The organism is Neorhizobium galegae, from assembly GCF_017877055.1.
Classification (GTDB): Bacteria; Pseudomonadota; Alphaproteobacteria; order Rhizobiales; family Rhizobiaceae; genus Neorhizobium; species Neorhizobium galegae_D.
The window spans coordinates 1,047,764-1,073,306 of the sequence record NZ_JAGIPG010000002.1 but is presented as its reverse complement, the minus strand read 5'-3'; the positions used below and the strand labels follow the sequence as shown (position 1 = coordinate 1,073,306).

General features: G+C 57.6%; 32 protein-coding genes and 1 tRNA gene. 19 read left to right on the top strand and 14 right to left on the bottom strand.

Features of this window, described 5'->3' with window-relative positions:
- Nucleotides 1-1,488, top strand: coding sequence for a sulfate adenylyltransferase subunit CysN (cysN, locus tag J2857_RS15470; RefSeq protein WP_210010996.1), 1,488 nt, complete (start codon nucleotides 1-3; stop codon nucleotides 1,486-1,488).
- A 324-nt stretch (nucleotides 1,489-1,812) separates the two neighbouring features.
- Here the strand turns inward: cysN and J2857_RS15465 are convergent, their stop codons facing one another.
- Nucleotides 1,813-2,793: a hypothetical protein gene (locus tag J2857_RS15465; RefSeq protein ID WP_210010995.1), complete on the bottom strand. Its 981-nt coding sequence runs from the start codon at nucleotides 2,791-2,793 to the stop codon at nucleotides 1,813-1,815.
- 699 nt (nucleotides 2,794-3,492) lie between these two features.
- Here J2857_RS15465 and J2857_RS15460 point away from each other — a divergent pair.
- The 3 genes from J2857_RS15460 to J2857_RS15450 are packed head-to-tail and all read left to right on the top strand — an operon-like array spanning nucleotide 3,493 to nucleotide 5,229.
- Nucleotides 3,493-3,744: a hypothetical protein gene (locus J2857_RS15460; RefSeq protein WP_210010994.1), complete on the top strand. Its 252-nt coding sequence runs from the start codon at nucleotides 3,493-3,495 to the stop codon at nucleotides 3,742-3,744.
- The gene (locus J2857_RS15455; RefSeq protein ID WP_210010993.1) at nucleotides 3,731-4,975 is read left to right on the top strand and encodes a hypothetical protein; all 1,245 of its coding nucleotides are present in this window, start codon (nucleotides 3,731-3,733) and stop codon (nucleotides 4,973-4,975) included. Before J2857_RS15460 ends, J2857_RS15455 begins: the two co-directional genes overlap by 14 nt.
- Complete coding sequence (locus tag J2857_RS15450; RefSeq protein WP_210010992.1) at nucleotides 4,975-5,229, top strand: hypothetical protein; 255 nt, start codon at nucleotides 4,975-4,977, stop codon at nucleotides 5,227-5,229. Before J2857_RS15455 ends, J2857_RS15450 begins: the two co-directional genes overlap by 1 nt.
- A gap of 44 nt (nucleotides 5,230-5,273) precedes the next feature.
- On the opposite strand, the gene J2857_RS15445 is transcribed toward J2857_RS15450, so the two are convergent.
- The 4 genes from J2857_RS15445 to J2857_RS15430 all read right to left on the bottom strand — a co-directional run bounded on the left by J2857_RS15445 (nucleotide 5,274) and on the right by J2857_RS15430 (nucleotide 8,514).
- The gene (locus J2857_RS15445; RefSeq protein WP_210010991.1) at nucleotides 5,274-6,011 is read right to left on the bottom strand and encodes a hypothetical protein; all 738 of its coding nucleotides are present in this window, start codon (nucleotides 6,009-6,011) and stop codon (nucleotides 5,274-5,276) included.
- 15 nt (nucleotides 6,012-6,026) lie between these two features.
- Nucleotides 6,027-7,013, bottom strand: coding sequence for a pentapeptide repeat-containing protein (locus J2857_RS15440; RefSeq protein WP_210010990.1), 987 nt, complete (start codon nucleotides 7,011-7,013; stop codon nucleotides 6,027-6,029).
- A 423-nt stretch (nucleotides 7,014-7,436) separates the two neighbouring features.
- Nucleotides 7,437-7,937, bottom strand: a complete 501-nt coding sequence (locus tag J2857_RS15435; RefSeq protein WP_210010989.1) for a DUF4145 domain-containing protein — start codon at nucleotides 7,935-7,937, stop codon at nucleotides 7,437-7,439.
- A gap of 364 nt (nucleotides 7,938-8,301) precedes the next feature.
- Nucleotides 8,302-8,514: a ribbon-helix-helix protein, CopG family gene (locus J2857_RS15430; RefSeq protein WP_210010988.1), complete on the bottom strand. Its 213-nt coding sequence runs from the start codon at nucleotides 8,512-8,514 to the stop codon at nucleotides 8,302-8,304.
- Between the two features lie 579 nt (nucleotides 8,515-9,093).
- Between J2857_RS15430 and J2857_RS15425 the strand changes: the two genes are divergently transcribed.
- The 6 genes from J2857_RS15425 to J2857_RS15400 all read left to right on the top strand — a co-directional run bounded on the left by J2857_RS15425 (nucleotide 9,094) and on the right by J2857_RS15400 (nucleotide 12,911).
- Nucleotides 9,094-10,308, top strand: a complete 1,215-nt coding sequence (locus J2857_RS15425) for a hypothetical protein (protein ID WP_210010987.1) — start codon at nucleotides 9,094-9,096, stop codon at nucleotides 10,306-10,308.
- 210 nt (nucleotides 10,309-10,518) lie between these two features.
- Nucleotides 10,519-11,040 carry a hypothetical protein gene (locus tag J2857_RS15420; RefSeq protein WP_210010986.1) on the top strand — a complete coding sequence of 174 codons (522 nt, stop codon included), beginning with the start codon at nucleotides 10,519-10,521 and terminating at the stop codon, nucleotides 11,038-11,040.
- Entirely contained in the window at nucleotides 11,003-11,587 is a 585-nt protein-coding gene (locus J2857_RS15415; RefSeq protein ID WP_210010985.1) for a hypothetical protein, read from the top strand. The genes J2857_RS15420 and J2857_RS15415 overlap by 38 nt, the downstream gene beginning before the upstream one ends.
- Nucleotides 11,584-12,285, top strand: a complete 702-nt coding sequence (locus tag J2857_RS15410; protein ID WP_210010984.1) for an HK97 family phage prohead protease — start codon at nucleotides 11,584-11,586, stop codon at nucleotides 12,283-12,285. Before J2857_RS15415 ends, J2857_RS15410 begins: the two co-directional genes overlap by 4 nt.
- Entirely contained in the window at nucleotides 12,282-12,437 is a 156-nt protein-coding gene (locus J2857_RS15405) for a hypothetical protein (RefSeq protein ID WP_210010983.1), read from the top strand. Before J2857_RS15410 ends, J2857_RS15405 begins: the two co-directional genes overlap by 4 nt.
- A gap of 96 nt (nucleotides 12,438-12,533) precedes the next feature.
- A complete protein-coding gene (locus tag J2857_RS15400; RefSeq protein ID WP_210010982.1) occupies nucleotides 12,534-12,911 on the top strand; it encodes a hypothetical protein in 378 nt (125 codons plus the stop codon).
- 6 nt (nucleotides 12,912-12,917) lie between these two features.
- Here the strand turns inward: J2857_RS15400 and J2857_RS31275 are convergent, their stop codons facing one another.
- Nucleotides 12,918-13,052, bottom strand: a complete 135-nt coding sequence (locus tag J2857_RS31275; protein WP_281068620.1) for a hypothetical protein — start codon at nucleotides 13,050-13,052, stop codon at nucleotides 12,918-12,920.
- A 207-nt stretch (nucleotides 13,053-13,259) separates the two neighbouring features.
- On the opposite strand from J2857_RS31275, the gene J2857_RS15395 reads away from it, so the two are divergent.
- Nucleotides 13,260-13,913: a hypothetical protein gene (locus tag J2857_RS15395; protein ID WP_210010981.1), complete on the top strand. Its 654-nt coding sequence runs from the start codon at nucleotides 13,260-13,262 to the stop codon at nucleotides 13,911-13,913.
- Nucleotides 13,914-14,144: 231 nt separating this feature from the next.
- Here J2857_RS15395 and J2857_RS15390 read toward each other — a convergent pair whose 3' ends face one another.
- Together J2857_RS15390 and J2857_RS15385 are read right to left on the bottom strand one after the other, a co-directional pair.
- Entirely contained in the window at nucleotides 14,145-15,026 is an 882-nt protein-coding gene (locus tag J2857_RS15390) for a restriction endonuclease (protein WP_210010980.1), read from the bottom strand.
- Nucleotides 15,027-15,058: 32 nt separating this feature from the next.
- A complete protein-coding gene (locus J2857_RS15385) occupies nucleotides 15,059-15,328 on the bottom strand; it encodes a hypothetical protein (RefSeq protein ID WP_210010979.1) in 270 nt (89 codons plus the stop codon).
- Nucleotides 15,329-15,524: 196 nt separating this feature from the next.
- Here J2857_RS15385 and J2857_RS15380 point away from each other — a divergent pair, with 196 nt between their 5' ends.
- Genes J2857_RS15380 through J2857_RS15370 form a run of 3 tightly spaced genes read left to right on the top strand, consistent with a single transcriptional unit; the run spans nucleotide 15,525 to nucleotide 16,859 of the window.
- Nucleotides 15,525-15,662, top strand: a complete 138-nt coding sequence (locus J2857_RS15380) for a hypothetical protein (RefSeq protein ID WP_210010978.1) — start codon at nucleotides 15,525-15,527, stop codon at nucleotides 15,660-15,662.
- Nucleotides 15,652-16,230 carry a hypothetical protein gene (locus tag J2857_RS15375; protein WP_210010977.1) on the top strand — a complete coding sequence of 193 codons (579 nt, stop codon included), beginning with the start codon at nucleotides 15,652-15,654 and terminating at the stop codon, nucleotides 16,228-16,230. Before J2857_RS15380 ends, J2857_RS15375 begins: the two co-directional genes overlap by 11 nt.
- The gene (locus J2857_RS15370) at nucleotides 16,227-16,859 is read left to right on the top strand and encodes a hypothetical protein (protein WP_210010976.1); all 633 of its coding nucleotides are present in this window, start codon (nucleotides 16,227-16,229) and stop codon (nucleotides 16,857-16,859) included. Before J2857_RS15375 ends, J2857_RS15370 begins: the two co-directional genes overlap by 4 nt.
- A gap of 102 nt (nucleotides 16,860-16,961) precedes the next feature.
- On the opposite strand, the gene J2857_RS15365 is transcribed toward J2857_RS15370, so the two are convergent.
- Both J2857_RS15365 and J2857_RS15360 read right to left on the bottom strand, forming a co-directional pair.
- Nucleotides 16,962-18,854: an AAA family ATPase gene (locus J2857_RS15365; protein ID WP_210010975.1), complete on the bottom strand. Its 1,893-nt coding sequence runs from the start codon at nucleotides 18,852-18,854 to the stop codon at nucleotides 16,962-16,964.
- Nucleotides 18,855-18,960: 106 nt separating this feature from the next.
- Nucleotides 18,961-19,203 carry a helix-turn-helix domain-containing protein gene (locus J2857_RS15360; protein WP_210010974.1) on the bottom strand — a complete coding sequence of 81 codons (243 nt, stop codon included), beginning with the start codon at nucleotides 19,201-19,203 and terminating at the stop codon, nucleotides 18,961-18,963.
- A 129-nt stretch (nucleotides 19,204-19,332) separates the two neighbouring features.
- Here J2857_RS15360 and J2857_RS15355 point away from each other — a divergent pair, with 129 nt between their 5' ends.
- Nucleotides 19,333-19,848, top strand: a complete 516-nt coding sequence (locus tag J2857_RS15355; protein WP_210010973.1) for a hypothetical protein — start codon at nucleotides 19,333-19,335, stop codon at nucleotides 19,846-19,848.
- Between the two features lie 61 nt (nucleotides 19,849-19,909).
- On the opposite strand, the gene J2857_RS15350 is transcribed toward J2857_RS15355, so the two are convergent.
- On the bottom strand, nucleotides 19,910-20,269 hold the full coding sequence (locus J2857_RS15350; protein ID WP_210010972.1) for a hypothetical protein: 360 nt from the start codon (nucleotides 20,267-20,269) through the stop codon (nucleotides 19,910-19,912).
- 503 nt (nucleotides 20,270-20,772) lie between these two features.
- Between J2857_RS15350 and J2857_RS15345 the strand changes: the two genes are divergently transcribed.
- On the top strand, nucleotides 20,773-21,897 hold the full coding sequence (locus J2857_RS15345) for an integrase (protein WP_210010971.1): 1,125 nt from the start codon (nucleotides 20,773-20,775) through the stop codon (nucleotides 21,895-21,897).
- A gap of 68 nt (nucleotides 21,898-21,965) precedes the next feature.
- Here J2857_RS15345 and J2857_RS15340 read toward each other — a convergent pair.
- Nucleotides 21,966-22,042: transfer RNA gene (locus J2857_RS15340), tRNA-Pro, on the bottom strand.
- Nucleotides 22,043-22,315: 273 nt separating this feature from the next.
- Between J2857_RS15340 and J2857_RS15335 the strand changes: the two genes are divergently transcribed.
- Both J2857_RS15335 and J2857_RS15330 read left to right on the top strand, forming a co-directional pair.
- Complete coding sequence (locus J2857_RS15335; protein WP_210010970.1) at nucleotides 22,316-22,675, top strand: hypothetical protein; 360 nt, start codon at nucleotides 22,316-22,318, stop codon at nucleotides 22,673-22,675.
- 224 nt (nucleotides 22,676-22,899) lie between these two features.
- Nucleotides 22,900-23,811 carry an MBL fold metallo-hydrolase gene (locus J2857_RS15330; protein ID WP_210010969.1) on the top strand — a complete coding sequence of 304 codons (912 nt, stop codon included), beginning with the start codon at nucleotides 22,900-22,902 and terminating at the stop codon, nucleotides 23,809-23,811.
- A gap of 50 nt (nucleotides 23,812-23,861) precedes the next feature.
- Here J2857_RS15330 and J2857_RS15325 read toward each other — a convergent pair whose 3' ends face one another.
- Entirely contained in the window at nucleotides 23,862-24,755 is an 894-nt protein-coding gene (locus J2857_RS15325; protein ID WP_210010968.1) for a DUF1499 domain-containing protein, read from the bottom strand.
- Between the two features lie 104 nt (nucleotides 24,756-24,859).
- Here J2857_RS15325 and J2857_RS15320 point away from each other — a divergent pair, with 104 nt between their 5' ends.
- On the top strand, nucleotides 24,860-25,132 hold the full coding sequence (locus tag J2857_RS15320) for a hypothetical protein (protein ID WP_432420154.1): 273 nt from the start codon (nucleotides 24,860-24,862) through the stop codon (nucleotides 25,130-25,132).
- A 51-nt stretch (nucleotides 25,133-25,183) separates the two neighbouring features.
- Here the strand turns inward: J2857_RS15320 and J2857_RS15315 are convergent, their stop codons facing one another.
- Nucleotides 25,184-25,543: a VOC family protein gene (locus J2857_RS15315; protein WP_210010966.1), complete on the bottom strand. Its 360-nt coding sequence runs from the start codon at nucleotides 25,541-25,543 to the stop codon at nucleotides 25,184-25,186.

Here is a 25,543-nt window from a genome sequence, read left to right as displayed (position 1 = left end):
ATGACCGCAACAGCAACTTCGCCCTCCGCGACCATCCTTCCCTTCGCGGAACCCCTGAAGGCCGTGCGCGACACCCGCCCGCTGCGTCTCATCACCTGCGGCTCGGTCGACGACGGCAAGTCGACGCTGATCGGCCGGCTGCTCTGGGACACCAAGGCGGTCAAGGAAGACCAGGCCGCAACGCTTGCACGGGATTCCGGCAGCCAGAACGACCTCGGCCTGCCGGACTTCGCCCTGCTGCTCGACGGCCTGCAGGCCGAACGCGAACAGGGCATCACCATCGACGTCGCCTATCGCTATTTTTCGACCGACCGGCGTTCGTTCATCGTCGCCGATACGCCCGGCCATGAGCAATATACCCGCAACATGGCAACCGGCGCCTCGACCGCCGATCTCGCCATCCTGCTGGCCGACGCCCGCGCCGGTCTGCTCGAACAGACCCGCCGGCACGCCACGATCGCAGCCCTGATGGGCATCCGGCAGTTTGTGCTGGCCGTCAACAAGATCGACCTCGTCCATTACGACAAGGCTGTGTTCGACAGGATCTCCCACGATTTCCGCGAATTCGCGCTGTCGCTCGGCGTGCGCCAGATCACCGCGATCCCGATGTCGGCGCTGAAGGGCGAAAACGTCGTTTATCCGGCCGACGCCTCGATGCCCTGGTATGATGGCCCGACCTTGGTCGAGGCGCTGGAACTGGCAACGGTGCGCTCTACGCAGGCCGGCGGTTTCCGCCTGCCGGTGCAGCGCGTCGTTCGTCCCGGCGAGAGTTTTCGCGGATATCAGGGGACCGTCGCGGGCGGCTCGGTGAAGCCGGGCGACTCTGTCGTCATCCTGCCCTCAGGGACGATCGCCAATGTCAGCCGGATCGTCACCTTCGACCTCGTGCGCAACGCAGCTGTTGCAGGCGACGCCATCACGCTGGTCCTCGACCGGCAGGTGGACGTGGCCCGCGGCGACGTGATCGTTTCGCTCGACGGCCAGCCGATGACCGGCCACCATTTCGACGCCCAGCTCGTTTCGCTGCAGCCGGGCGGGATCGAACCCGGAAGACGCTACTGGCTGAAGAGCGGTTCGCGTCGCCAGCGCGTCGCGGTCGAACCGATCAGCCAGCTCGAGCTTGCGACCGGCAAGTGGCAGCCGCATGCCTCGACGCTCGCCATGAACGCGATCGGCAAGGTGCGCCTCTCCTTCGAGGAACTGGCGGTCTTCGACGCTTACGACCAGAACCGCTCGACCGGCGCCTTCATCCTGATCGATCCGGATACGCTGAACACGGTCGCTGGCGGCATGATCATCGCCAAGCGAGCGGAAGTCGGCGGCATTCACCGTGAAGACCAGCGCGTCGTGCTGTCTCTGCCGGCCGATCTCGCCGAGCAGCTGATGGCAAGCGAGCTCTTCGCCAACCGGCGCGACGAGACCGAGATCAAGCGGATGACCGCCAAGCAGGCGGCAGAGCTGTTCTCCAACGCCGGCGGCGACATCTGATCTCTACGATCGGCGGGAAATGGAAAGGGGTCGAAAGGCCCCTTTTTTCGTCGCCAAGTCCGCGATCAAGCTGGCGGGCGCGTCGAACCGCGCTGGATGAGATCGAACGAACGGCAGCTGGATGACGCGGCGTACATGCTACGGCCCTCTCCCCGCCAGATGCAGGCACGACCTCAAACGGACAGGAAAAGCCCAGGCGGCCCCACGACCAAGAAGTTATCTCGACCGTATAATACGTCTCCGCCGACGTGATGCCGTAACGGCATGCCGAGACCTGGCGTTATTCTTCGCCGGCTGAAGTGCATGCGAGTGGGGCACAAGGCCTCACGGCAAATCGCCGCGCATCAGCTTCAGCCATTCATCGCTGTACAGGTAACCAAGTTCGCCGAGTGTCGTCTGCTTCCCCGTTTCCACGTCGATTATGGGCAAATGCCTGATCAGGTCTGCCTTCGCCGGCCCATGGATGAAGGTGAGGGTCCCTTGCTCGTCGCGGGTATCGCTAGCCCGCATGGGAAAGGATTTTACCGGAGGCTGTTTGTCTCCGAGCCTCGGGATCAAGTCATTGCGCACAAAGAAGGCGTTTATCCCCGAAGCGTTGGTTCCCAGAAACGTATAACCCTTCCGGTGCGCCAACGAGATGAACGCCTTGAGCGAGGCGCCGAAATATTGACCGGAGTAGTGGCCCGCGTGACGTGTGAAATCTTCCTTGTAAGGGACGGATACGGCGTGGACATCCCCGAAGTGAGCGCAGTATTCACAAACGACTATGCCGGGGTTTACGCTCTTTATCGCTTCCCAGACCCAATAGTCGTTACCGTCGATATCCACGCTCAAAAGGCCGATTTCGCCGGAAAAACCATGTTCCTCGAATATGCGATCGATGTTGTCGCGGGTAATGAAGCTTGCATGGGCTGTCAGGTCATGACGCCAATGGAGCTCGCTTCTTCTTACCTTTGCGATTGCGTCCTGCGAGCCATCGATAACAAGCCCACGCCAGTTTCTGTTCATCAGCAGAAACCGCGTATTCGACTCGGTGTAATCCTCAACGCCGAATTCGATGAAGATCTGTGGCAGAGGCGAAAGCTGTTCCACGAGCCACTCGATAATACCGTCTTCCCCCCACTGGGAAAACACTTTGAACTCGAAATCGAAAAGTCCCTTGGGATCTTTGACGAAGGCTGATTTGAGGTGAGCGAGCTGCTTGCCCTGAAGCATCAGCGACGTTTCATCCCGGACCGGATGATTGGCGGAAGGAAACATATACTTCCCCGCCTTACGGAGCGCCTTTTTAATCAAGCCTTTCATATACTCCACCTGAAATGCAAATCTTTACTTATCTCGCGCCGTTGCGGTTTTTACTTCCACCGCCGGGCGTGGGCATGCCTGAGTCGTGCTACCAATGGGATACCGTCCCGGTTTAGTCAACCCGTCGCGCCTCTATGAAAACCTGTAGCCGATCTTCACAATCACGGCGCAATGCGATGGACAAGGGAACGTCGGCGAACACGGATGACAGGTGGATTGATTGATCGACACCACTCCTGCCGACAAGCCGCAGCGCATGCGTTCCAAAACGGTCCGCCGATCTGGAAGAGCTTTTGCGGAGACAGGTTATCGGGAAAGGAACTCCTGGGAAACCAAGGATCGACTGGTCGGAGTGGAGTGATTCGAACACTCGACCCCCACGTCCCGAACAATGGATCCTACGTGGGAAAAGCCGGGATTGCGCAGTTTTTCGCGGTCGTTTGAGGCTCCAAAACACGTTTCGTTCCGCCCATTCATTGCCAATCGTTGCCGTACGGTCGCGAATGGTTGTTTCCCAAGGTATCGAACCTCCGGCCCCTAGTTTCGCGCATCCACCCGTTTGAAAAATAAGCGCTTTGGCCTGCAAACAAAGCCAGTTTGTTTGCCTAAACCGCTGCGCCGATCTCGTCATAATATCCAAACCAACCTCCCGGCACCGCCGGCGGGCGCGCCGTCGTGCGCGTTAACAGGAGAAAAAAAATGCGAATTCTTTACGCCCACCCGACCAAAGAAACCGGCGACCGCGCCTGCGTCGCCTTCGTCGACGTCGAGCTCAACGAGCATGTCAGGCTCTACGGTCTGCGCCTCGTTCGCCAGCCGGATGGGCAGCACTTGCTGTATGCCCCACAGGCCGGCCACAGACGCGCTGCTACCTTCTCCAAGCTGCTTGCCGCCCGCCTTGCCGAACTCGCCCTGGCGGCGCTTGGAGCCGCCAGCCATGCAGGACATTAAGTCCCCGAAGCCTGAGAGCCTCGAGGCCAAGTTCCGGCTCATGACCATCCTTCCCTACGACAAGAGAGCCAAGCGCAAACACATCCTGGTTTTTGGGTTTATTCTCGATTGGTATCATTCCAAATATGGCGATGCCCTCGCCAGCGTCCGCCATGTCGTTGCGACCGTGAAGGAGCGCGATCCTTTTGGCGTGGGGCTATTCACCGGCGACGTTCATGCGGCACTCACGGACCTCGTCGCCTGGGGCTACCTCACCCAGGAGAAGGGCGCCGGCCGCAGGGCTAGCCGCTATATTCCCGTATGGGAAAAAGCCCATAGTGTTCAGAAATCTCCGAACGCTACTGTGGATAGTTCTAGCGTTCGGGAAAACCCGAACACATGCGTTCTGGAAAATCCGAACGCTACGGCTGATAGTATTCAGAAAACTCCGAACGAAGACCCATCTACTGGACCCGGCCACAGGACCGGGTCACACGTAGTGGGTAATGAGTTCTCCGAGCCGGCTACGCCGCCGCTCTCGGCTGGCCTTACGGCCACCGTCGCGGGCAGCCCGGAGGGAGAGGGAGATGGATTCCCTGAGTTCTGGAAAGTCTGGCCGCGCAAGCATGGGATCAAGAAGGCCCGGGCCGAATGGAAAAAAATCCTCACTGACGTCGACATCATTATTGAGGTGGCCGGCGATTGGGCCGCTCATTACAAGGAACACGGCGTCGATAAGAAGTGGATCCCGGAACCGGCGAACTGGCTCAAGGGGGAGCGATGGCTTGAAGACCTGCCTATCGTCCACATCGATGCAAAAGGTGCGGCTATCGCTAAGGCGAAGGCCAATGCGCCAGCCAAGAAACCAGAGCCGGCCAACGACAACGTTGAGGGGAATAGCGACGACATCCCGGAGTTCATGAAGGGCTCGCCATCACTGTGGCCCGTTGGCGAGTATTGGGGCGAGTTTGTCGATAATCGTATTGACAACGACTGTGGAGATCACAGCGCATGGATGACGTTCCTCATCAATACCCCAGGCACGCACTTCGGGAACGAGCTTCAGCACAGGTTCTACCTAGATTGCTGCATCGAGCGGTACAAGAATGAGGGCACTCAGTATCTAGCTGACATCTGCAGGGCGGTTGGGCTCAGCCAAGTCGAGGATCTCGATGAGCTCATGTTCAAGCCACTCCACGTCAAAGCTGACGGTAATCGACTTCTTTACACTAAAGTGGCGGAGGCCGCGTGATGGATTACGCCGACCACTACTCAGCCACCAAGGACGCAATCATCGACGCATTAGCTGCAGTCAAGCCGTCGCCCAAGATGATGCGCATCGATGCTTTCGACGCCGAGGACGACGGAGGCGAACCTGTCCGCGTTATCGGCGTGATCGAGGACGACGACATCCTAAAGTTTCTCGTCATAGAGAGCGACGCCGACGGGGAGATATATCCGATTGCCCGTTCTCACATATACAAGAAGGGGACTTCCGTAGCATGAACCCGCCACCCTCCGCGCCATCGCCGACCGTGCGGAGCAGATGGCTATCGCAAGGAGCCTTCGTCAGTGAAGGTGGAGGTTATAAACTGGAAAAGGCGGCTGAACGTCGCCTCACATCCTAACGCCTTGGCAGCGAGCGCGCAGTCCATCAGCGCTCGATGTAAGTAAGTTGCAAACTGGTCCCGAATGTCTAGGAGCGGTTGATGATGGCTCGATGCCGGAATCTCGAAACCTTCGCTATTGTATGCATCCATGATGTGAACGGCGGCCCCGTGTATGTAACCAGAGAACGCATTGTCGATCAGCTTTAGTACGTCAATATGTGAGGAGGTATCTCCGTGCCCGTGTACGCGCGCGATGTAGGCGCGAATGTGCTTTCGACTCACTCTATCCCGTTTCTGCGAAGATTTTAGGATCTCGGGGTGATCAAACTCTTCTTCGAAGAAATCGGCAAGAAAGCGCGTGTGGAGTACCTCCCACTCAAGACGAAAGACAAGGGGAGCTGTCAGAAACTGTACATCTGAACCAACTTCATCGAGGATGCACATCAGTGCCCCTGCATCCAAGAGCAACCCGGCATCAAGCGTTAATTGGAGGGATTGAATAGCGCTGAAGATGCGGACCGTTTTTAGGAAGATCGCTTGCTGAGGGAGACGTTCGGTGAACCTGTATCCTCGATATCCCGCCGCGGATTTCACGAAGCGCGGCGTTGGTATTTCACGCTCCATCTGTACCAAAGCGTCCTTCATTGCCACCAAAGCGAGATCGTAAGCTTCGATCAATGCAACCCTCATCGGTCAGTTTGGCGCTATGGAGACTAGGAGCTCCACCAACGCGGCAAGCTTCCCCGAAACCACCAGCCAGCCGGCCATCCAAACCCGAGCATCGGCCAGCGATTTTCCTAGCTGCTTCGCACATTCATCCGCCGCCAAATCCACCTTCCTTCCAACCCAGTCGGCGATTTTTGCTGAAGCGCGCTCCAGCGTCTCGGTCTCATCAAGAATATCTGCGGACCTAATGTCGTCCCGATGTATCTCCACGGCCAATGCCGCGAGGGTAGTTCGCAGGCCTTCAAATTCCTGGCGCTCCAACGGAGTTGGTTCGGGTGGATTGTTGTGTCCCATACCTGCAGCCGTCTCGCCACTGCCTGCGTCGGACGGCGTCAATGGCGCTAGGGCGGCCAACAATTCGCTGATGCGCCTTTCAATCTCACCTATGCGTCCATCTTGGCTTGACGTCGCGGCTCGAGGCGGTAAAGCCTCGAGAAGGCGAGGACCATCGGGGCGCCGAACAAGGATACCTCGCTCAACCTCATAAAACCGAAATGCCGGTTGCCTGGACAATGGGCGAAGTATGTGCGCGCCATCAAAGATGGTGGTGTCGTCAACAACACAATCGGTGAAATCCGTTCCATCATTCAGCCGCGCATTCCGAAAGTTGGCGTTCCGGAGATCCGCTCCATGCAGTTTGACTCGTGAGAAGTGGGATGAGACCAACTTTGCGTGCCTGAGATCCGCACCTGAAAGGTTCACACCGAAGAGGACGGTGGAGTTGGCGACCACGCCAGACAGATTGGCGTGGCTCATGTCGGCATTCATCGTGTGCGCCTTATTGAGCGTGGCGCCACTCAGATTTGCGCCAGAAAAATTTGCTTGTTCAATATGGGCGCCAGTCAGATCGACGTTCGTTAAATCTAAACCTTCCAAATGGGCATTCTTCAGATCCCGTCGAGCAAGATCCTTCTCGCGCGACCGTGCAGCCTGAAGGTCTATGTCGTCTGCCATTTCTCGCCCACGAATCAAAAATAGTTAGCTAGCCTAACACTTCAGAGTCGACACATTGTCTAATCTCGGAAGTGACATAGCATTCGAATCTCCATCGAGGGACAATGCCACGATGCTGCCCCCAGGCGCGCGCGAACTATAGCGTCGCGACCACCTTGCCTATTAATGGGACTGCCTGCAGGGCACTTCCTACCGCAACGAAGATTAAGCCGCGTCTAGCCGTTGCAGATGCCTGAAGAAGATTTTTAACCATTGGCATGTTGAGATTTTCTTCCGGAGTTCCAGCAAATCGCGGGACGCCTATTTCAACAGCGTCTTCCGGCTTCAAGATCACTCCCTTAGCCGCAGCCCACGCGCCCCAGACTGTGCAACATATGCCAACGATCGATATTATATCCCCTGCCGTTTCCCAACCTAACGACATCAATCCGACCTTCTCTGCCCGGAAGCGATCTGCTTCGCCTTCACCGCAGCAATCTTAGCCGGTCGGACGAACAGGCGATCGAGCAGGTCGAGCGTCAAATCTTCAAGCGCCTCGGCTTCTTCCTTGGTGTATGGATCGACATCATGAGTTGCGTCATTCCCGTCAAGCGCTGCGACATCGGCCAGCTCTACAATATCGTGCTCAAGTATCTTCATTTCTCCGAGGGAGTTGATCCGAGCTCGCAATGCCTGGGCAGGCTGTTTTTCTCTCAGCCGATCATCGTGCGTATAGATATGCTTGGTCGCTACGTCGAGGGTCTTCCGATACATGGCTCCTGCCGCCTCGTACCAGGTCATTTGGCGGCATTCGTTCGCCTCGCGGAAGAGGCCTGCGATGCGGTCCGGGATGTGCTCGCTGAGATCGATTGGCCTTGTCGCGATGCGGATTGCATCCTTGGCAAGTTCTCCGTTTTCCAAGCGATCTATATTTCCTTCGGTCATCTGGTTAGTCGGAGTAGTTGGCTGCGGCGAGTCCCAATCGTAGACGGATAACTGCCGGCAGTCCGCGCACGCGCCGGCTATTTCCCTGTGATACTCATTTCGCTTACCTACGATACTCTCTCCAGCGAAGCGATGGTTGACTTTCCTGGTTCCGCATCGGACGCAATCTCGAACGAAAAATGTCAAAGTGATTCCTCCCGGCCCTACATCTTAAGGTATAGAGCGTGGCAGGCATGCGCAACAGCCCCACCGGGGCACCCCAAAAGGCGCCAGCCGCCCAACCCCAGACCGGTGGGTCAATCGACCATGAGCGCTAATACGGTTTTTTGCCTCGCGCGCCCACGCGTAGCGCGCGCGTGAGAAATCATTGAGTTTTCTTGGGCAGCAATATGTTGGCTTTCCGGTTGATACCGAGTGATGTTTCGAGTCGAAACCTATCTGGGTTGTCACGCAGATATTCCTCGACAATGAGGCGGATCAACTCGGCTTTGCTCTTGTGAGTGTGTGACGACAGACGCTCCAGAACGGCGTATTCTTCGTCGTTGAATGAGACCGATATCCGGTTTTGAACTGCCACTACAATGCTCCCCATATGCTTACGGCTTCCACTGTGAACGCGGCTAGCCCTAGGACGATTGCCATTTGCGTCGCGTTGTTCCCTCCCAAGGGGAGCCACGGTTTAAAAGGTGCGAACAGTTCGAGAACTGCAAGAAGCGTCAACGCAGCAGTAGCTATGCGAAGAATCAAATCAGTCATGTGCGACTCCTTTGAGCAGCACAAGCATGAGACGTATATATTAATAACTCGCTAATAGTGCACCACTGAGGCCGCGACAGGGGCGTCGTGTTATCTGGCATGCTCTCCCATATGACCGGCGCGGTAGGCAATTTTTCTCATCCGCAAAATTCGCAATTGTGGCCCCGGCATCGAAATCGGTATGAAATCGGCGTTTGGCTGAACCCGCGTTCCACTCATTCGGAGATTTTATTAGAATCTTTGATTTTTTAAATCAAACGCCAAGGCGACACTATATCTTGACAAAATTGTAAAAACAGTCTATAAAATACTACATCTTGTACGTTGGATGTGTCGCTCACGAGACCCGGAACGGGCCGTTACTTTCTCCCGCTCATATGCGGATTCCATCGGGGCCATCATGACAGGTATCCAAATTCAATCGCGTGGCAGGCGCATCGCTTGGTCACGTCTCAATCTTCTGCGGGCGGAGTATTACGAAGAGCGTCCGGAACTTCTGCCCGCCGATCCCAACTGGCGGGATTTGCGTCCAATCGAGCCGCAAGAAGATCGCCCGGCCGATATACTCAGCCGAAGCCAGAAATCATCTTGGTTCGACACCCCCCCCGGTCCATCCGTCACTGTCCGTCGCGAGAACGATGGCCCCACTGCGGAATGGCTAGCCGAACGTGACGCCGCTGGGATAGCGACAAATCACGGTCGAGAAGGCAATCGGATCGAACGGGCTTTGGTTGAAGATAAGTCGCCGCTTGCCGCAACCTTGAGGCAGGTCGCGGAACTACTTCGTCCGCCCGTTGTCGCAGCGAATGATAACACGCCCCCTGCGGCAGATGCCAATCCTGGCAAGGAGGGCGAGCGGGTTCACAATCAGGGCAGCATTCTGCCGTCCGTTCCTATGCTGCTCCGTGCGTATGCGCCTCTTATCGAAACCAGCCAGCGCCGCCAGGATGGCGGGTGGTACATCATTGGAACAACCGACGGCAGGCGCAAGCTCACCGGTCTCATCTTTCGTGACGGCGAGCTCATTGCCTTCGGCGACGACCGCGGACGTAAGTGCCGGCCGGACTATGTCGCCGATCCGCTTGGCCTGGTCTTCGACAAGGGTTCGGAAACCGCCAAGCATATCGAGCGCCGGCAAGAAGAAAATCGCGCTTACACACGGCTAAGCGGCGCTGGATTGTATTTGTCAGACCAACGGACAGACGCCCCCAGATCGCTCGCTCCGCCGCCGCGCACGGCAAGGGCAGTCGCCAATGACAACATCCTTTCCAAGGCGAAGGCAAACACCACGGTCATGCCACCTGTCACGAAGCTGCCCGACGGTGTTGCAAGGGAATACGGACGGCTGGCCGGGATCGCGGAGGCCAATGGCACCAACGAAGGCGCAACATCCGCGCCGTTGCATGAGGCGCTGGCGGAGATGGAACGGGCCGAGAAGTTTGAGGCTGCTGGCTTCGATAGGGGCGATATGGAAGTCGTCGAGGACATCCTGTCCGATGCCTCTTTCCGAACAATCGGCCTTGCGCGCGGTTATGCAGAATCATCTGCTCACCGCATGGGGCGCAAGGTCGTTGAGGACGTTCTGAAAAGAGTCTCTACAAAAATCGCCGCCTGAGTACCACTTCGAGCTGTTTTCAACCCCATTGAATATAGGCGCACCCCGACGCCCAACTCAACCCGCCCTGGCAAGTCCGGCGGCGGGCTTTCTTTTTCCCTAAAACGTGCGGCAATCGCACAACAGATGGCACCGGAGCGTCCTGCCGGCGCCGCCCGCGCTGTCGATCTGCGGATCCGGCGCGGGCACCCTTTTGAGAGGAGAACAACAATGCGGGAATCCCGCCACCTTGGGCAGATCGCCCGGCTATTTTCACAACCCATCTCGAAGGTTCGGCAGACGCTTCGTCAGTTGCGCGAAGCAGGAATGTTGCCAGGAAAGTCCGGCGGCGACCTTCAGCCTCACCATCTGGTCGACGTGGTTTTAGGGCTAACCTCAGATGGCATCCAAGCGTCACCAGCGCATGTTCGCGCACTGAGGCGGCTTCCATTGCGTGATGCAGACCTACCTGGAACAGCGGGCGAGATGCTGCGGGCGGTCATTGAGACTATGCCGAGGTCGCCCGTGCTCGGCGACCTCGATCTCGACGACGGCCGCATGTTCATCGCCGACAACAGTATCGCCCTCGAGTGCCTAAGCCTCTCAGGCAAACGCTCGGTCGTCCGGTACGGCGACATAAACGGGCCAACCTCGCGGATCCATCAATTCCAACTGAACGACGTCCGAGAGCTAGCGACGATCGTGGAGACATTCAATGAAACTGGAAAAACTGCGTCATTCCGAGCGGCATGACGAACTAACCGCGAAGCGCGCCGAGATCGGGCAGACGCTGGCGCAAACTATCGCTGACCAGCTCGCCCTGGCGCGGAACGATGAACCCGAATTCGACGGCGTGGTCGACACCGCCGCATCCCGCCGCGTTGCCGAGTTGATCGGCCAGGCGCCGACGCCGACGCCCCCGAGCAAGCGCGAGCGGCTGTCCGCTATGGCGAACGAGATTCGCGCTCTTCGTTCGGCCGGAGAACTGCTTGACTCTCAGATTGCTGTCGAGCGCCACAGGGCTGTGAGCGCGTATCGCTCGGGTGTCGCTCCAACGTACCGCGACAAGATGAAGGCCGTTGTGGAGGCCATGCGGGGCGTCCATACCGCCGCCCTGGACCTTCATGGTCTGACAAAGGCGCTCGAAGATCAGGAGGTCTCCGTTGAGTCGCTCGGCTTCTTTTCGCCGTCGATCTTGGGGAGCCCGACAGATCCCTATTCCTCAATGGCCCGCTTCTTCCGAGAGGCCGTCGAGATGGGCTTAATTCCCAAGATGCCGGCGGAGCTCGACTATCGATGAGGGGGCCGGCCATCTATGTGCCTGGCGGCAAGCCGCGGAGCGTTGAGGAATTCCTCAGCCGGTCTCGCAGCGGCCATCGGCAAGCCGCACCTCAGCCGAAGCCGCAGTTAAAATTCCTGGGCAGCGACGGTCGCGAGCTCAAGAGGCCAGGGATTCAGGGTTGGGCCTGCCTCTACGGTCAAGCTTTCTTCGCGAATGATCGGTACCGCGTCATCAAAAGGGGCGGCTTTATAAACTCACTGTACGACGGCAAACCAAAGCGCCTGCTCTTCCAACATGACGCAGGTCAGGAGCTTGGTTCAACCGCGACTGGGTTAGAATTTGCCAACTCTCTTGATGGACTTGCCTATCGTATGCCGCTTGATGGGAATCCTAAGGCGACGGCAATCTACGACGCGGTGATGCGAAACAAACGTGCTTGCGTCTCCGTCGGCGCCGAGGTTCTGGCGAAAGAGAGCCGTCAGACGTCCGATGGACTCGAATATGACTACTGCACTGACCTCACATTGTGCGAAATCTCCCTGTGCGAGGAGGGTGCGGTATCAGGCACTTATGCCCGGATCGTCGATCTTGATGAAGAAGAGCCCAACCTATGGCTCGCCTGCCGCGCGACTACCTTCTCTACCGACAAAGCAGTCGCCAACGTCACAGCGAGGGCACAGCGCCTCATCGATGCGCTGGCGAGGCTGACGCCATGACCAGGCCCGCGCTCTCGGTCATAGCTCGCGACCTCGTGGGCGTGCTCGCCGTTGCGTCCATCTCGCTCGGTGCTGGCATGGTCTACCTGCCTGCAGGCTTTATCGTCGGCGGAATGATCGTTCTGGCGGGCGTCGTCATGGCGGCCAGGTAGGCCCGGGGCTATCGAAATCGCTAAACCGCCTCCAGATCGCGGAGCGGTGAGGGCCAAACGCGCGCATTTCCACCAATCAGAATATGGGGGGTAGCCTTGGCGCCACCACGAAAACCACTCGCTCAGGCTAGGCTGTCTGGCGCGATTTACAAAAACCCGCAACGTTACCGAGAGCGCTATGAGCCGCTGGTTTCCGAACCTCTTGGCGATCCGTTCCCTTGGTTGAAACCTGAGGAAGCCGATGCGTGGGAAGAATTCAGGGTCCGACTTCCTTGGCTGAACAAAAGCCACCGCGGCATCACATCGATCGCGGCCTGCCTGCAGGCGCGCATGGTAGCCGACGAACTCGGCGTGCCAGGCCAGACCCTGCTACTGCGCGTTCTTGGCTCGATGGGCGCGACGCCGGCGTCATCGAGGTTTGCCGTGGTGTCGGAACCGGAGAGCGACGACCCAGCCGAGAAGTATTTTCGGTAAGTTGGATTACTTTTTCTTGTCTGGCCGCTGCGAAAGGGCGGAGCCCGCAGCCGTCTTGGAATCCTTGCCCGTCCGGTCGTCTTTCAAAACCTTCGACGCAGCTTTACCCGCCTTCGAGCCAGTTTTTTCATTCTTTGCCATGCGATTCCTCCTCGAATCAATAGTCATACACAGGCTGCGCGCAACCTCCCCGCGAGTCAATTGCCGGCGTCAGACGCTGGCTCACCAGAACAGAAAATCATGACCGATCATTTCACCAGCGCCTGCGCGCGTATGCGAAGAGGCGCTAAATGCATTCGGCTGATATACGTTGTCTGTCAGAGTTGAGGGCAGAACTTGGAAACCCTATTGAAGATACCCTACGAGCTTCAGATCGTTCTGGTCGCCGGCTATTTGGCGTACAAGATCATCTCCATAGGCAAAGGCAGAATCCATAGAACGGAAGATTTCCTCCTTCAGGTCCTAAGTTTCGGAGTTGTATCGCGTTCGGCCACAGCCGCGATTCTGTGGCTCTTCCCGAAGAGCATGCCGATAGAGGTGGATGAAGCCGTCTCCATTGCCCTTGTTGCCGTTCTCACATGCGCCGTGGCAACAGTCTTGGGTATGCTGTGGCGTGCATTTGGAGAAGGCGTCGTTCGATCCATTATGAACGTCTCAGGGGTCTACCGAGACGATCATGAGTCCTCTGTTTGGCAATCCATCATGAACCAGCCCGCTAAATGGACGGTCGTGCAGATCTTCTTGGAGGACGGACTCGTGCTGGAGGCGAACTTCGGGCAGATGAAGCCCTTCCCAAGAGTGCCCATCATCATGAACGAGGATGGAATCGCGACGTACGTGACCGGCCGCTACAGGGAGGATAACTCCTTTGAATCATACGACATAACCGGAAACGACGGCGACATCACTTTAACCTATGTTCCAAGGTCATCAATCAAAAGAGTAGACGTGTCGTGGCGCCTACCTGATCGTCACATCATTGCCAGTGAAATCAGCGCTTAGGAGGCTTCGCGGGGGCGCCAGAACCCGTGGTTACAGGCTGGGCTGACGCTCCTTCTCCACCGGTAGACGGCCTAATGGTGATCGGGCGCATGCTGTCACCTGTGGTTACAACAGGTTTATCGGCCATCGAGCTCTCCTCTTAAGTATAGGAATCTCACATTAGAATGTACTGTCCCCCAAATATGCAGCGCGATCAAGCCGCAATCCTGGGGGTTACACCGGATCGCTCGCCTAATCCACCCAGCTAACAAGGCCAGTCAGCAGAATGGCCGGCTCCACCGGTGCCTCTGCGATCGAATCCAGCCTTTTCCACTGTTTCTCTACGTGGTTAGGATCAAGCATGCCGATCGTAAAGGCGTTTGCGATAACGCCTCCCCCAACCTCGTCCTTGAAGCCCGAAAATTTGGAGATTGGATACTGACCAAAGTAGAGTTCGCTCGTAACCGTTAAGCCAACCCAAAGGCCAACAGGCACCCGCATCCCATATCCGTTTTCCATGAATGTCTCGGCATCATAGATGTTGACATTCTCATGGTCGCCCACCGCCGCGGGGAACTCTCCGCGACTCCACCGCATTGAGGCTACGGCAAGCGGAGTTCCCAGCGCTACGCCGTCCTCGTCGAACACCTCTGTCGTCTTATAGTACTCGTTCCCAAACTTGAACGGATACGGTGAGGAAACCTCGATGCCGAACGACATCGCCGCCGAGCGATAGTCGCAAATGGCGGGCATTGTTACCCTTGCAGTCCATTTATGAATGTCCGTATCAATCGGGCTGTACAAGTCGATCTGAAGCGACTGGGCACGCGCCTTTGCCGATTTGGTAAAACCCCGAGGACACACAAGAACGCCCCGTTGAGCGAGCACGTCCTGCACCAATCCGTGGAATTCTTCTACGCCTTTAACATCGACAGGTGATTTATAATCTTTGCAGTCGATGACGATTAAGAACTCGTATTGACCAATCCTGTCCCGCACTAAAACGTCGATCTGACGTTTCCTTTGACTGCTACGTCCATCGAGCATGACATTGTGGAGCACCTCCGACTGCGGCGCCAATGTCTTCTGTATCTTCGCTACCAGCTCCTCAAGGCCTTTGAAATCCGCTTTCACGGTAGGCTTTTCCTGCTGCTCGTGAGAGTCGCTTAACCGCATTTTACCCGCATGAAGTAGGTTTTAGCTGGCTTACCCTGAAGGGGGACGGTACCGTGATGGATTGCCGTCTCGCCAACTACCCGCGCCTGGGCGCACTGTGTTTTCAGTGCCGAAAGAGCGACCATCTCGCGCTCTTTGTACTCGTCTGGGTTATAGCCGATGTCCCCGACATTGCCCACCTTTACGAGGTAGTCATAGCCTGGCGCCTGTGCCGGTGCGATAGACAGTTGCCCATACATCTGCAGGGCGCTGCGCTGCATGTTCGATCCTACGCAGGATGCAAGGGTAAGCGCGACAAATGCGACCATAACGTGATTCATCGTTGACGCCTATCACCGTCCGCGTTCGGCAGCAACTTCGCTGCACCAAAGAACCAGTCTAACCACCAACAAACCCAAAAAAATCAACCCAACGGCGCACCCGCGACGATCGCGGACGTGCGCCCGAAAGGAAACTATGACTCCCGAAAAAGAACCCCCGGTACTCGTCTCCTTCGAAGGCGATGAGGCGGGAAATATCGTTGCACTTGAAGGCGATGAGGCCGGAAACGCGCTGAAAATCAGCGAGACGGAGGCCGAACTCAATGGCAAATAAAGAAATTCCTGAACTTACAGCCGCTTCTACGATCACGGGCGCGGAACTGGTGCACGTCGTTCAGGGCGGCAATAGCCGGAAGGTGCCTATCGACGGGCTTTTCAATACGACCCACAAGATCGGAAGCGCGGCATTCCTGACCAGCCTGCGTCTTTACGATTCCACTGACAACACCAAGGGCATTGCCATCGATGCGTCGGCAGTCGCGACCGGCACAACGCGCACCATCACCATGCCGAATTCGAACGTGGATTTGGGATTGGTCGCTGCGGCAGATATCAAGGCGTGGGTGAACTTCAACGGCACCGGGACGGTCGCGATCCGAGCAAGTAGGAACGTATCCTCTATCACGGACCTCGGCGTCGGATATTATCGCATCAACTTTACGACGGACATGGCTGACACAAACTTTGCCACGTTCATCAGCGTCGGAACGTCCGGTTCTACCGCCGCTCAAGCCGGGAAGACGTTCGCGAAAAACGTCGCATGGGTGGAAATCTATGTGACCAACAGTTCGGGGCCAACGCTCCTCGACATGGACGACATTAGCGTAGGAATCTTGAGATGAGCACCTTTGAAAAAGCGATCGTGTATCTCGATCACACCGGGGCTCGACACATTGTCAGCCCGTCACTTTTTTGCGGCATGACCATCGAAGAAATTGCCGCGAAGGACGTGCCAGCGGGTCTTCCGTTCGAGATCGTCGACGTTTCCGAGATCGTGCCACCGGCGCCCAACGTCGAAGACTATAAGGCCGCCATCCAGTCCATGGTCGACGACACGGCGCGGTTGAAGGACTTCCGGGACGGCGATGCGCTGGCCTCGTATTTCAATTCCACCGTCGCTCCGTGGGCGACGCAGGCTCAGGCGTTCGTCGCCTGGCGTGATGACGTTTGGCAGAACGCGTACGCGGAGCTTGCAAAGGTTCAGGCAGGCGAGCGGGAGCAGCCTGTTGTGGCAGCGTTCCTCCACGAGTTGTGCCGGCGATTGTCTGGCCGCAGTAGTGGTTGCGGGGCGCGGCAAACCCGCTTTGATGCCAACAGGAGCCAGCCGACAAGGGCCTGCGCCGGTCCGCCAGGGTGCAGGCCCTCAACCAGCCAAGAAGAGGGCTCGCCCGTTTTTCCCGTTCGAGCCCTCAATAGTCTCTCGGCGAAGGGAACATCGCAGATAACTTGCGATAGAGCATCACCCGTTTAGGGGAGGCTTTGTCTTGCCGCGCGGCGATCCCTTGCGGTGGGGCGCGGCGAAGGTCGCGCCTCAGAGCACTCCGGTGGCGGGCCGTCGTGGGTCGGGTCGAAATTATTCGACCAGCCGATTGTTAAGCCTCTCAATAAGTTTCTTTGAAAGTGCCTCAAATCCCGATCCCAATTGGGTAACAGTATCGGCCGCCAAAGATTCCTGGAAGTAACGTCTTATCTGACCCTTGTTGGGAGGAGATGAGCAACCGATCTGTGCGGCTATTGCGGCCTTTGCATTGTCGTCCAACAGATCCTCAATAACTGTGAGCTCGGGCACAAGTTCTGAAAGGATAACGGCGCGATCCGCGCGTAGACCATAATCCTCGACATACTTCTGCCGCTCATCTCTGCCTTTTTTGTCGCTGTCGAGTACGAATAGCATGCGGAGATTCCAGCCGACGTGCAACGCCACCAAGGCCCCTAACGTGCCCGCACCTAAACCGGGGACAACCGGGAGATCCTTCACATCATGCATTTTCGCTGCGTATTGAATTATGAAGTAGTCCGACTTTCCCTCGACCACGATCGAAGATCTACTGATATCAAGGCGAGAGGGGACGACTTCAAGTCGATCAAGGACTGGCTGGAAGTAACTCGTTTTTTTGGGGTTTTTGTCAACGAAGTCGCGGTAAGTTGCCACTTTTATGTCAAGTGATTCATCGTCCAAGGAAATGGCATCAATCACTGATTCCGTAGGCGCATCGGCTCTGTTGGTGACGATAAACGTCTGTTCAAGCCACTTAGGCTCGATCATATAGTGGCTATGGGTGGTATACATTAGCTTGTGATTCCCCCTTGCAACCTCGGGAAAACTTTCAATGAGTTTCTGCTGTGCTGCAGCATGCAAGTTCGACGCAGGTTCATCGAAGAGAAAGACGATCGGCCTTGCAGATCCTCGTGCGACCCTAAATTGGGTGAAAAGCATGAATGCAAAAAACCAGCGAAAACCTAGCGACCGATCATTAACGTCGAATCTTCTGGTGCCGTCTTTGATCTGAAACTTGATCGAGACATCGTGTTCCTCGGTCTTGATCAGAACTCCTTTCCCGTCCCTCTTTTCGCCTTCGACAACTTCCCAAAGAATAAGGACCTCTTTGCTGCCGGCATCGTCGCGAAAGATCTTATTCCACCGGCCGAAAACAACTTGGGTTACCGTCGCACTTGCTCTGTCAATTACATGTTGAATTTTTTCGCGATCATCCTTGCCATTCCACAGGCTCAGAAATTGCATCCACGGGCCGATCAAGCTTGGCTCGCGAACGCGTCGAAGAATATCGTCTTCGATCGTATGTCCCTTACCGTCAAAGTCTAATATATCTTGGAATAGCTTCTTATAGAAATTGTTAACAGCTCCGCCCCTAGCGCCGGTCAGCATGATCTGCTTCGGAAAGTCGAATACAAAGGTGGGAAAATACGCAATATCCGGGGTGTGAGCATAAATGATGTCACGGACGGCAGTGACCTCTTCCGTTGTAGCCTTCCTCCATTTTTTCTCTTTCGGTGATTTTACACGGAGCGCGTGAGAGAGAGAGAAGTAGGAAGATTGGAAATCGCCTTTCACGAAGCGCTGTATACGCTCAAAAATCAGTTCATTCGGAAGGCAATCGACATCGATGATGATTTTCCGGGATGCTTCGATTTCCTTGATAATCTTCGATATTTCCCCCGGCTCGGTTACAAGTGTCGCTTCGACGGAGACATCGCCGGTAAAGTTGGAAATAAGGTGGCGAGGAACGCGTTCAGTGAAGGGTATTCCAGATCCACCATCGCTTCCGATCAACCGACTGGTGGCGAACTCAGGAGAAAAGCTATGGATTGCTTCCAAGACAGTTGTCTTGCCACTCTCGTTTAAGCCTACAAATGTATAAACCCCAACATTGTTGTTGTTTCCGAGATTAACAGTGGTGTCCTTTATTCCCTTGAAGTTCCGAATTCTGAACTTTTTGTAGCGCATGCCACTCTCCCGTGTGAGGCGGCAGTCTTCGTTAAGTAGATTAAGTTGTCCAGCGCCGCGCGGCGCAACTCACCGGTATTTCGGCGGCTCAATTTCTACAAATTTGTCAAACTTGAGCTCGCTTAGCGACCCCCGGGCCAGCAGCCAGGTCCCCCTCGGCCAAGAAAGCGATGCCCGCTGCCTCCAAGGCCGCTTTGATAGCGGTTAGATTGTTAGCGATGGGGGACCGTTTCCCGGTCTCGAAATCCCTGATTGTGGAGACCGACGCACCGCTCAGGGCGGCCAATTCCGGCTGACTGATATTCAATAGGGCACGAGCCGCCCGGCTTTGCGCTGGTGTAATTGCCATATCCTCCAAATTGCAAATTCTACAAATTTGTCAAGAAGGCTGGATCTTTGAACGGACATCATATTTTTCAGTTTACTCTTTGCCCGAATCATGTTTTTACTATGACATCATTTAAAAATGGGGACAACGATGAACTCGCACGTCAGCATCGAAACAGCAGAAGCAATCGAAGAGCCATTCAGATTCACCGTCGGCCAAGCGGTCGAGCACAGATCGGGCTGGATGCGGTCCGTCATTGCCGATAGGCAACGAACCGGTAGCGGCGGCGAAGTCTATGGTGTCTATGTGATACCGGAGGATGCGGCCGGACGTCCATTCCGGGTTATTTTCGGCCAAGGGTTGGTCGCGCGACAAGCGACGCCAATCAGTTCTCTCTTTGATTCCTATCGCATCTTCAAAGCTGCGATGGAGGACAACGTGACAGAGCGAGACTCGCAGGAAGTGGAATATGTTTGCGGTCGGTTTTTCGAAACTCAGGTGCGGATCACCGAGAGCCATGCCACGGACATCGACGACCTGGTGATCAAACTTCAGGTGTGGCGGGATGTCGTTGAAACACCAGATGACGAGGTGGATTATAGCGAGCCACTTGCTCTCCTCATGAGCGAGATCCAGAGAACGACAGCCTTTCGAAGAATTAGGTAGATCAATGGCCAAGTTCCCCCCTGGCTTCTCTCTGCAAGCCTCGCCGATCAAATCTGCCGTGTCAGAAGGCCGGGTTCACGACGCCAAGCGGATGGTTGTGGACCTGCTGAAGACGGGCAAAGCCGACGATGTCGTCCAGGCTATAGCGGCTGAAATGCTTTCCCCGCCCAAGCGTGGCCGGGGTCGACGAAGGACAATGCCGGCTTATTGGTTTGAAATAGCAGAAGAATTTTATCACCGCCGATGGGCAGGCGAGCGATATGAAGAAGCGCTTGCCGCCGTGGCTGATAAGTTTGGATACAGTGAATCCCACTGCCGGAATGCTATTACGCAGTACGACGAAGCCAAGGCTGCGGCTGATGAAGCCTCGGGCAATTAAATGGGGTTTCTTTGCGTAAACTTCCCTGACTGAATCGGCCATTCCTCCTCTCGCCACCACAAGAGGAGATCAAGATGACTACCACCACCACATCGACCAGAAGAAGAACCTGCACTTGCGCAGTGCCGTTCCTGAGAAGACGCATGCCCATGACCGAGCGAGAGGAGGCAAGATGAAACTAGGTTGTCGAATTACTTTCTGGCCGGGGAACCCGGTTCAACCTTCCCTCGAGTTGCTGACGGCGATGTGCATCATTCGCCAAGCGCCGTCGCGCCGACCTCCACGGCCGGCCAACGATAATCCGCAGGCGGCGAGTGCATGAGCGCCGCGGCTCTGGCCGAGTACGCGTGGCCCGTGGCTGCAAATGACAATTATCGTCCTGACGATCCAGTAAGACTAGCCCAGGCTGTCCCCCTCGCCTTTCCGCATGGCGGCATGTCCGTAAACGGTCTTCGCAAGGAAGCCGCTCGTGGCCGACTAACTATCATGCGTATCGCCGGCAAAGACTTTACGACCCTGCGATCGATTGAGGAGATGAAAGAGAAATGTCGCGTGCCCGCAAACCAGCTCGGCTCTGGCTTAGACCAGCCAGCAAGGATCGAGCCGCAACATGGGTCATCCTCGACGGCGGAAAGCAGTTCGGCACTGCTTGCGGCGCGTCTGATCGTCAAGGAGCTGAGAGAGCGCTTGCCGAACACATCGCCAGGCAATTCATCGCGGCGCCGACCAAGAAAGACCGATCCGCTCGAGACGTAGCGGTCGCTGAGGTTATCGCGCATTATCTTAAGCTCAAGCGCGACACTGCCACTCGGCCGAAGGAACTGGCCGCGCGCGCTGAGAACCTGCTCGCCTACTGGGGCGATAAGACGCTTGATGATATCACAAGTGGCACATGCGCAGAGTACGTGAAGAAGCGAGGCAACCAGAATGGTAGCCGACGCGAACTCGAGGATCTGCGGGCCGCATGTCGTCAGGCCATCGCGGACAACGTGACGCGGCAAGCGGTGACCGTCACCCTTCCGCCCAAGGCTAAAGGTCGCGTCAAGCATCTGGACCGCTCTACACTGGCCAAACTCATTTGGGCAGCGTATCGGAAGCGCAGCACCTACCGCGGTAAGCCCAACAAATGGCGTCCGACCATTCATATCGCGCGTTTCGCGTTGGCCGCAGTCTATACCGGCAGCCGCTCGTCACGTATCTGGCAGGCGTCCTTCATCAAGGAAGAGGGTCGCCCTTATATCGATCTCGAGGCCGGCGTGTTCTACCGGGCTTGGGATGGCGAGGTGGTCGCTGCGAATAAGCGGGCTCCTCCTATAAGGCTTCCTGCTCGCCTGCTTGCCCACATGCGCAGATGGCACCGCCTAGGCGCCAAATATGTTGTCGAGTTCCGCGGTGGGCCGGTAGATCCGAAGAGAGCCTTCCGCAACCTCGTCGATGAGACCCTCGGCGAGGACGCCAATGGCATTGTTCGTCATACTCTCCGGCACACCTCGGCAACTTGGCTAATGCAGGCAGCGACGGATAAGTGGGAAGCGTCCGGATACCTTGGAATGACCCTTGAGACCCTAGAGAAGACCTACGGGCATCACCACCCAGACCACCAGGCAGGCGTAGGAGCAGCATTCACGAGCGGACGAGCTGGCCGGAAAACCGCTCAATCGTTGCCGTAATCATTGCCGCAAACATCTGAAGAAGGATCGGGATTATAACCAAACGCCCGTAGATCAAGCGTTCAAGCTGGTCGGAGTGGAGTGATTCGAACACTCGACCCCCACGTCCCGAACGTGGTGCGCTACCAGACTGCGCTACACTCCGTGACCAGCGGCGCCTCTATAGACCAGCATTTTTCATTGTACAAGCGCCGCTCATGAAAAATATGCGACAGCGGCGTGATCGCCGGCACACCGGCTCCGGAAAGGCGGAAAACCAAGGCGTTGCAAAAAAGCGGCGCAGGATAAATTTGATGTCGATGGGCGCTCATCGCCTCGCGAAGCCTGACAAAAATCTGTTACGTGCAGTCTCGAAAGACTTGCCTCAAAAGCCTTGCCTCCCAGGCACAACAGAAGACATGAAGGATTTTTCAGGATCATGAGCCGCCGCGTCATCGCATCGACTGCCCTTTTCGCGCTCGCCCTTTCGGCCTGCACCACCGTCAGCGTTGCCAGCAATCCGATCGAATCCCGCTGGGTGGGTCACTCGGCCGGCGAGTTCTTCGCGAAATTCAGCCCGCCGATCAGCGATGTCGATGACGGGTCCACGACCGTCTACACCTGGCGCGGCGGCTACAACCGGATCAAGCAGCAGGGCAGCAACCGCACCGTGAGCGTGAGCTGCACGGCCAAGATCACCGTTTCCTCCAGCTATGTGATCCGCGACATCACCATCGTCTCCGATCGTCCGGGTGCCAATGGCCCGAGCTACTGCACGGAACTGCTGACCGCCGGCTGAGGCGAGTAGGCCCGCGCAAGCGGGTGAAAATAAGGTATGAAAGCCGCCGGCTGCGGCCAGACAGGGTGACGGCCGGCGGCAATTTTTGAATGCACCGCAGCGAAAGCGATGCTAGATCTCCCGAGCGCTTTGAACAGCTTAACCGACGCGATCAGAGATCTGGCGCAGAACCGGCAACGCCGCGATGGCCGTCATCGAGATCGCATCAGGCGCGGAGGCCCGGCATGGCGGAAGACATTACCTTCGACATGGAATTCACCCCTTCCTACGGCGTGCCGGTCCCTGTTGCCGACGGCGTGCAGCGGCTTACCGTCAACAATCCCTCGCCCTTCACCTTTCACGGCACCAATACCTATATCGTCGGCGGCTCCTCGGTTGCGGTCATCGATCCCGGCCCCGAGAACGAGGCGCATTTCGAAGCGCTGATGGCGGCGCTGAAGGGACGCGAGGTCACCCATATCTTCGTCAGCCACACCCACCGCGACCATTCCCCGCTCGCCCGCCGGCTGAGCGAAGAAACCGGGGCGATCACCGTCGCCGAAGGACCGCATCGGGCCTCGCGGCCGCTGCACGCCGGCGAGGTCAATCCGTTCGCCGAAAGCGCCGACAACGGTTTCATGCCCGATATCGCGGTTGCAGACGGGCAGGTGATCGAGGGGGACGGCTGGGCGCTGGCGGCCGTGCATACGCCCGGCCACACGGCCAACCATTCCGCCTTCGGGCTGGAGGGAACGGGCGTCCTGTTTTCCGCCGATCATGTGATGGCCTGGGCAACCACGATCGTCGCGCCACCGGATGGGTCAATGGCGGATTTCATGGCTTCGATCGAAAAACTGCTGCCGCGCGAGGACCGCATCTTCTTTCCGGGTCATGGCGGCCCGGTGAAAGAACCGGGCTCGTTCCTGCGGGGGCTTCGCACCCATCGGCGCATGCGCGAACGCGCCGTGCTGGAGCGTGTCAAGGCCGGCGATAGGCTGATCCCCGACATGGTCAAGGTGATCTATGCAAGCACCGATCCGCGCCTGCATGGTGCGGCGGCACTCTCGGTGCTCGCGCATCTGGAAGACCTTGTCGAAAAGGGCCGCGTGCTGACGGAAGGCCCGGCCTCGCTCGCGGGCACGTACTGGCCCGCTTGAAGCGGGCCGCGATCCGTCGGGTTCACTTGGCCCGCTTTGAGCGACATGCGTCAGTTCCCGGCAATCCCCAGAAGTTCGGTATCGAGCCGGTCGAGGAAATCCTCGGCGATGGTTTCGCTCATCCCGAGATCATGCGGCCCGTAGCGCGAAGCAACGCGGATATCGACGGAGGTCGTCTCGGCATCTTCGCGCAGCCGGATCACCAGGTCGAAACGCAGGCCGAGAACCAGGGTGCGGGTCTCCCCCTGCAGCAGCACATCGCCGGCATTGACGAAAACCGGTGCAAGCGACGGTTCCGGGCGCGGCAGCGGGATCGGCGCCACATCCGGCACCGGCGCCTGTTCGTCCGGCGGCGCGGGGCGCTGAGAGATGTCCGGTGCGATCAGCTCGACGCCTTCCTTCCTGGTGATCGCGATCCGGGCGGAAAGCACCGCCTTCTGTACACCCTGATAGACGCGGTCGAGGGCGCCCTCGTAACGCCTGCCGGTAAGACCGGGATAGGCGGCGAACTGCACCCGCCGATCGGCAGGCGTGATCACCGTCGAGCGCGGCAGCCATTTCTGGTTGGCCTTCGGTGCCGCGACCCAGGGCGGCGGATCGGCAATATCGGTGGAAATGTCGTGGAGCGGCGGCAAGGTGTAATAATAAAAGGCGCCGATCGCCACGACGGCAAGCGGGACAGCGGCATAGACCAGCCCCTTGGTCGCCGCGACGCCGCCGCTTGCGCCGACCTGCCAGAGCCGCATCAGGCCGATCAGCGACAGGGGCACGGAAACGGCGGCAATCGCCGCCGAGAGAAACAGCAGGGCCAGGAAATCCGGCGTCGCCAGGGGCCCGAAACGATGCGCCAGCGTGGCGATGACGAACAGCGCCAAGGCCGATAAGGCCAGCCTGCGGGCCGTATAGGCCGAGTGGGAAACGGGCCGGACAAAACGGACGGGCATCAGATCGGCAAAGGCTCCATGGCAAAAGCGCTTGCTCCTGTGTAAAACAGCTTCGCCCGGAATGGAATCCCATGGTTGCAGCCCGGCTGAATGAAAAGGAGTTCATGCCCATGCGCCCTCACAGCCTTCTCCTCATCGCACCACTGGCCGCGCTGCTGGCAGGCTGCCAGACGATGACGCCGGAGGAACGCCGCGCGGCTGACGAAACCACCTGCGCCAGCTACGGCTTCAGGCGGGGCACGGATGCCATGGCGCGCTGCATGCTCGATATCGAGCTCGACCGCCGCGCCGAAGGCCGCTCGATGCAGTCCCGTGCCGACGCGATGATGTGGCGGCCGATGGTGGTGGAGCGCCGGGTGATCGTCGAGCGGCGTTGATTCGCGATCAGCCCCAGGGATATCCGGCTTCGAAAGCGAAAGCCCGCTCGATCACCGGCGATATTGCAGCTCGATCTTCACGCCTTCCGGGCCGTAGACGAAGATCTGACCGATGTCGGTATCGGGAATGGCGTCGTGTTCGAAGCGATAACCGGTAGCTTCGATGTCCTTGACGGCGACATCGCGATCGTAAAACGAGAACGCCGCGTGGTCGTAGATGCCGACCGGAGGATCGTCTTTCCGCTCGGTGATCAGCAGGTGAATGCACGAATGGCCGTCGATATAGAGCCAGTGGCCGGGGAAAGGGAATGGCGGCCGAAACCCTTCCTTTGCTCCCAGCACCTTCTCAAGAAACACCATCATCGGCCCCGCATCGCGGGTACGGATCGTCACGTGGTCCAAGCGCGGCAT

Coding starts and splice junctions, on each gene's coding strand:
- J2857_RS15380 (WP_210010978.1), top strand. CDS start 15,525: ATGACTCCCGAAAAAGAACCCCCGGTACTCGTCTCCTTCGAAGGCGAT.
- J2857_RS31275 (WP_281068620.1), bottom strand. CDS start 13,052: ATGGCAAAGAATGAAAAAACTGGCTCGAAGGCGGGTAAAGCTGCGTCG.
- J2857_RS15405 (WP_210010983.1), top strand. CDS start 12,282: ATGACCAGGCCCGCGCTCTCGGTCATAGCTCGCGACCTCGTGGGCGTG.
- J2857_RS15315 (WP_210010966.1), bottom strand. CDS start 25,543: ATGCCGCGCTTGGACCACGTGACGATCCGTACCCGCGATGCGGGGCCG.
- J2857_RS15320 (WP_432420154.1), top strand. CDS start 24,860: ATGCCCATGCGCCCTCACAGCCTTCTCCTCATCGCACCACTGGCCGCG.
- J2857_RS15440 (WP_210010990.1), bottom strand. CDS start 7,013: ATGGCAGACGACATAGACCTTCAGGCTGCACGGTCGCGCGAGAAGGAT.
- J2857_RS15420 (WP_210010986.1), top strand. CDS start 10,519: ATGCGGGAATCCCGCCACCTTGGGCAGATCGCCCGGCTATTTTCACAA.
- J2857_RS15425 (WP_210010987.1), top strand. CDS start 9,094: ATGACAGGTATCCAAATTCAATCGCGTGGCAGGCGCATCGCTTGGTCA.
- J2857_RS15325 (WP_210010968.1), bottom strand. CDS start 24,755: ATGCCCGTCCGTTTTGTCCGGCCCGTTTCCCACTCGGCCTATACGGCC.
- J2857_RS15465 (WP_210010995.1), bottom strand. CDS start 2,793: ATGAAAGGCTTGATTAAAAAGGCGCTCCGTAAGGCGGGGAAGTATATG.
- J2857_RS15435 (WP_210010989.1), bottom strand. CDS start 7,937: ATGACCGAAGGAAATATAGATCGCTTGGAAAACGGAGAACTTGCCAAG.
- J2857_RS15460 (WP_210010994.1), top strand. CDS start 3,493: ATGCGAATTCTTTACGCCCACCCGACCAAAGAAACCGGCGACCGCGCC.
- J2857_RS15410 (WP_210010984.1), top strand. CDS start 11,584: ATGAGGGGGCCGGCCATCTATGTGCCTGGCGGCAAGCCGCGGAGCGTT.
- J2857_RS15455 (WP_210010993.1), top strand. CDS start 3,731: ATGCAGGACATTAAGTCCCCGAAGCCTGAGAGCCTCGAGGCCAAGTTC.
- J2857_RS15355 (WP_210010973.1), top strand. CDS start 19,333: ATGAACTCGCACGTCAGCATCGAAACAGCAGAAGCAATCGAAGAGCCA.
- J2857_RS15385 (WP_210010979.1), bottom strand. CDS start 15,328: ATGCAGCGCAGCGCCCTGCAGATGTATGGGCAACTGTCTATCGCACCG.
- J2857_RS15365 (WP_210010975.1), bottom strand. CDS start 18,854: ATGCGCTACAAAAAGTTCAGAATTCGGAACTTCAAGGGAATAAAGGAC.
- J2857_RS15370 (WP_210010976.1), top strand. CDS start 16,227: ATGAGCACCTTTGAAAAAGCGATCGTGTATCTCGATCACACCGGGGCT.
- J2857_RS15350 (WP_210010972.1), bottom strand. CDS start 20,269: ATGGCCGATTCAGTCAGGGAAGTTTACGCAAAGAAACCCCATTTAATT.
- J2857_RS15335 (WP_210010970.1), top strand. CDS start 22,316: ATGAGCCGCCGCGTCATCGCATCGACTGCCCTTTTCGCGCTCGCCCTT.
- J2857_RS15345 (WP_210010971.1), top strand. CDS start 20,773: ATGTCGCGTGCCCGCAAACCAGCTCGGCTCTGGCTTAGACCAGCCAGC.
- J2857_RS15375 (WP_210010977.1), top strand. CDS start 15,652: ATGGCAAATAAAGAAATTCCTGAACTTACAGCCGCTTCTACGATCACG.
- J2857_RS15360 (WP_210010974.1), bottom strand. CDS start 19,203: ATGGCAATTACACCAGCGCAAAGCCGGGCGGCTCGTGCCCTATTGAAT.
- J2857_RS15415 (WP_210010985.1), top strand. CDS start 11,003: ATGAAACTGGAAAAACTGCGTCATTCCGAGCGGCATGACGAACTAACC.
- J2857_RS15330 (WP_210010969.1), top strand. CDS start 22,900: ATGGCGGAAGACATTACCTTCGACATGGAATTCACCCCTTCCTACGGC.
- cysN (WP_210010996.1), top strand. CDS start 1: ATGACCGCAACAGCAACTTCGCCCTCCGCGACCATCCTTCCCTTCGCG.
- J2857_RS15450 (WP_210010992.1), top strand. CDS start 4,975: ATGGATTACGCCGACCACTACTCAGCCACCAAGGACGCAATCATCGAC.